We start from the raw sequence: 3846 nt of genomic DNA, 5'->3' as shown, positions 1-3846 counted from the left end.
ATCGTAGCTTCTAGATTTAGTTCCATCGATTTAAGCAACAAAGCCACATGAAAGCCGCAATCTAACTTGTTTAAGCACTTATCGGAGTTAACGCATTCGCAATGACATCTGCCAGCATATCTACTGTTTGATCTAATGCATCCACCAATGCCTTGTAACCTTCTTCTCTCAACGGCTCCTCAAAATAGAAGTTTTCTGACACAATCAGGCTCCCCTGAGCATCCACCAAACTCCATTCTCCTGCAAAGATCGCGTTGCCTTTGTAGTTACCTTCAAATTGAGCCACATTGATCAAGAGTTTCTGCGCCTCCATTGTGTCAATTGTAGAATTTCCTCGCATTGGCCAAACGCTCAATGGCGCTCTTTTCAGTCGATTGACTAACAGTGTAGAGATTTGTTCGGCGATATCCTCTCCCCATAAGTTGTTTTGCGCGATGACCACTTCATTAGCTGATGTTCGATATGCAATACCGTCTCCAGACAAATAACTCGCAACGTTGGCAGGTTGAACCAACAACTTTGGCATAGTTTCGTCATAGACTGCTGTACCAACGGACATGGACGAAAGAAGATATGTCGTTGTTTGTGTCTGCGGTGTTGAACTGCATCCGAACAAGATCAAACTTGCTATCACAACCTGCATAAACTGCTTCACTGAACGTCTCCTTTTGCCGGTATTGGGTCTGCTTTGGGGTTATCGCCAAAAATAAGTGAATCAGGTTTCTGATTTAGCTTTTGCATCAGTGGGCCAAATTCGTCCATTGCATCGTTAAAGCTCTTCATGGTTTCCTGAAGTTGTTGATAGGAGGTGGAGTCAGGACTGAATCCTTTAAGCGTCACTTGAAGTTGTTGCAATGTTTGCTTGATTTCTTTCGGCAACTTTTGGGTTTCGTCTTTTTTGGCTAAGTTATCAAGCCGTTTAAGCAGAGAGTCTAATTCTTTCGCTGCATCGTTTACCGTGCCTATTGTTTGTTGTGTCGTGATAAGAGTGTTATCCAGTGAGGTGAGTACGCTTTCTACTGGGAGGTTATTAAGCTTATTGAGGATACTGCCAATTTGACGCTGGAACTGTACAAAGTCCCCCGAAACAGTCGGGAAATTACGATAGCCTCTATAGAGTTTCGTGTAGCTTTTATCAACTTCATCTTCATAGAAATCGGTATCAATATAGAGTGCCCCCGTCAGCAGATTCCCTGTTTTTAATGTTGCGCGCAGGCCGTTTTTAAACTCATTATCAAAATCATCAATCAACTCTTCCGCCGTGATCGTCAGCGTGGGTTCCAAAATGCGCTCTATTTCGATATGGATAAGCACCGGAATCTGCTTAGAGGCAAAGCCATGCTGCTTATCGTTTAAATGAAGAGGTACTTTCTCAACGGTGCCAATTCGAATACCCCGATATTCAACGGGCGCCCCGGGATTTAATCCTCTCACCGACTCCCCAAACAACAAAGCGTATTCCAAATAATCGTCATACATCTGTTCTTGCATCTGTTTGATATCGTCAAACAGCCTGAAATTTGTCATCTGTTCTGTGATGGCATGACCGGAGGGTTGTCCTTTGGGAACTGCAAAAGTGACACCGCCACTGATCAACGATTCTAGAGAAGCAACTTCCACATCAAACCCTTGAGCATTGAGCTTGATATTCAAACCGGACGTCAGCCAAAAGCGTGACTCGCTGCGTATCAGTGAATCATAAGGCTGAAAAACGAAGATCTGATAAGCGGCTTTTTGTTTTTCAATATCAAAGCTGACATTTTCAACTCGACCCACAGTAAAACCATCAAATAAAACAGGATCGCCAACTGAAAGCTTTCCTGCTTTTTGCGCAAAGAGAACGACTCTCAATCCTTTTGCATCAGGTGGGGCCACCGGCGGCACTTCCAATACAGTGAAGGTATCTTCTATTTCCTCCGATTGGCCAGGTCGTAACGCGATATACGCACCTGACAGCAAAGTCTGCAAACCAGAGACGCCCTCTTTACCAATTCGCGGCTTAACCACCCAGAATGTTGAGTCTTTCAATAGCATACGGTTCGCGTCTTTATCCATGCGGGCTTTCAGTACGATGGCTGAATAGTCATCGTTCAGCGAAACTTCTGTGACTACCCCCACTTTGACACTCAGTGCTCTAATTTCAGTTTTACCTGCCTCTATTCCCTCGGCAGTTTGTACATAGAGTGTAATGAGTGTTCCTTGGTTGCTTTGGTATTGATAAAGCATCCAAAGGCCAATGGCAAAAGACACAATAGGCAATATCCAGATGGCCGAGAATGAACGCCCTTTCTTTACCGTTGCTGTCACTTCTTCTTGTTCGTTCATTTATCCACTCACACGGTTTGAACAATCAAACGCTGATCGTCGTGATGCATTGGTTTTTCGTAAGGCCCCCAGAACGTGCGAGGATCGAACACCAACGCTGCACACATTGTAAAAAATACCACGATGGCAAAATACAGCGCGGCAGGCCCCGGACTAATACTCATGATCCCCTTTAAATTAACCAAGGCAGAAAGCAACGCGACCACAAACACATCAATCATTGACCATCGTCCAACCAGTTCTGTGAATCGATAGTATTTTAGCTTTTTGAGTGCGCTTGCATCGTCTTCATATTGACTGGCATTGGATGACCGAAGAAGCCAGATCATGATAAACATCTTGGTCATCGGTACAAAAATGCTGGCGATAAATATTACGGCAGCAACCGGATAAGAACCGAACTGCCAAAGCAATATGACACCGTCCATAATGGTTGAACGCTCAACACTACCAAGGCTGACGGTGTACATCATGGGATAGAGGTTTGCTGGAAAATAGAAAATGATGGCACTGATGAGAAACGACCAGGCCCAACTGTCATTGGCGTGGGGGTCATAATGATGAAGTTTCGCGTCACAGCGGCAACAGTAAGACGGTGTCCATTCAAGATCATACGGGTTAATTTGGTGACACAAACTACAAGCCACGTGGTTGTTAGATAAATGCGTATCGCCCGACTTTACGTTTCCTGTCGAACAATATGAGAGCAAATTATCCCACAACCACGCTTTATCTATCGCCCTTGAAAACACCACCACCAAGGCGCTATAGATGCTGTAGCTCCAGAAACCTGCGCCCAATTCCACATCGGCCAATGCCGCGATTTTCACCAAACTGACAATCACACCGATTAAGAAAATGTCGACAAGCAGCCAAATTTCAACGCGAAAAACCAATCTACAGAGACGTTTCACTACTGAAAAAGACGTGATAACGCGCTTTCCTTGTGATTTTTTTTCTGCCAACCGAAAAAGGTATACCACCACAACGATATAAAGTGCGGGTAAAAAAATCACCGTCGAAAGTAATAAAGCCGCAAGTGCATTGTTGTCAAAATGACGAATAACCTGAAGTGCATCAATAAGCGAAATCTGATGGCTGAGACCGCTTGCACTGAATGACATAAACGGGAAGGAGCAACTGAGTAACAACATGACGAGACACGACATTCCGATCGCGGTTACCTTCGCCGTGCAATTGGCAACACGTCTTACCAAGGTATGGCTGCAACGAGGACATGATGCTTTATTTCCGTTTTCCAGGTCTGGAATTACGGAAACCAGTCCACATTCATGGCAAGCGATTAAGTGGTGTTCCGGTTTATTCATAGGCAAACTCGTTACGCATTTTATTCAAGGTAATTATATGAAAGACAACCTATTGCCGAGTCTTATCCCTGAATCAGTTAGGATAAATAGACTACCCTAAAGGGTGGAAACGGCTTTGTTGCTTAAATCGATGGAACTAAATCTAGAAGCTACGATCTGATCGGCTACACCCATCAATCGTCGTAGTCTCATG

At 44.4% G+C, this 3846-nt stretch carries 3 protein-coding genes; all 3 read right to left on the bottom strand.

What is annotated here, in order from left to right; all coding sequences use genetic code 11:
* Nucleotides 1-70 precede the first annotated feature (70 nt).
* From B5D35_RS23000 to B5D35_RS22990, 3 genes are read right to left on the bottom strand one after another with little or no spacing between them, the layout of a single operon-like run.
* Entirely contained in the window at nucleotides 71-655 is a 585-nt protein-coding gene (locus tag B5D35_RS23000) for a PqiC family protein (protein ID WP_078754733.1), read from the bottom strand.
* Complete coding sequence (gene pqiB / locus B5D35_RS22995) at nucleotides 652-2325, bottom strand: intermembrane transport protein PqiB (RefSeq protein WP_078754732.1); 1674 nt, start codon at nucleotides 2323-2325, stop codon at nucleotides 652-654. The genes B5D35_RS23000 and pqiB overlap by 4 nt, the downstream gene beginning before the upstream one ends.
* Nucleotides 2326-2333: 8 nt before the next feature.
* Nucleotides 2334-3653 (bottom strand): paraquat-inducible protein A, encoded by a 1320-nt coding sequence (locus tag B5D35_RS22990; RefSeq protein ID WP_078754731.1) that lies wholly within the window; start codon nucleotides 3651-3653, stop codon nucleotides 2334-2336.
* Nucleotides 3654-3846: the final 193 nt, after the last annotated feature.

The organism is Enterovibrio nigricans DSM 22720 (assembly GCF_900167155.1).
In the GTDB taxonomy this organism is placed as follows: Bacteria; Pseudomonadota; Gammaproteobacteria; order Enterobacterales; family Vibrionaceae; genus Enterovibrio; species Enterovibrio nigricans.
Note: the sequence above shows the minus strand (reverse complement) of the source record. Positions and strands in the feature narration are given on the sequence as shown.

What these genes read in the sequence shown, in the direction of transcription:
- B5D35_RS22990 (WP_078754731.1), bottom strand. Translation starts at nt 3,653, where the DNA reads ATGAATAAACCGGAACACCACTTAATCGCTTGCCATGAATGTGGACTG.
- pqiB (WP_078754732.1), bottom strand. Translation starts at nt 2,325, where the DNA reads ATGAACGAACAAGAAGAAGTGACAGCAACGGTAAAGAAAGGGCGTTCA.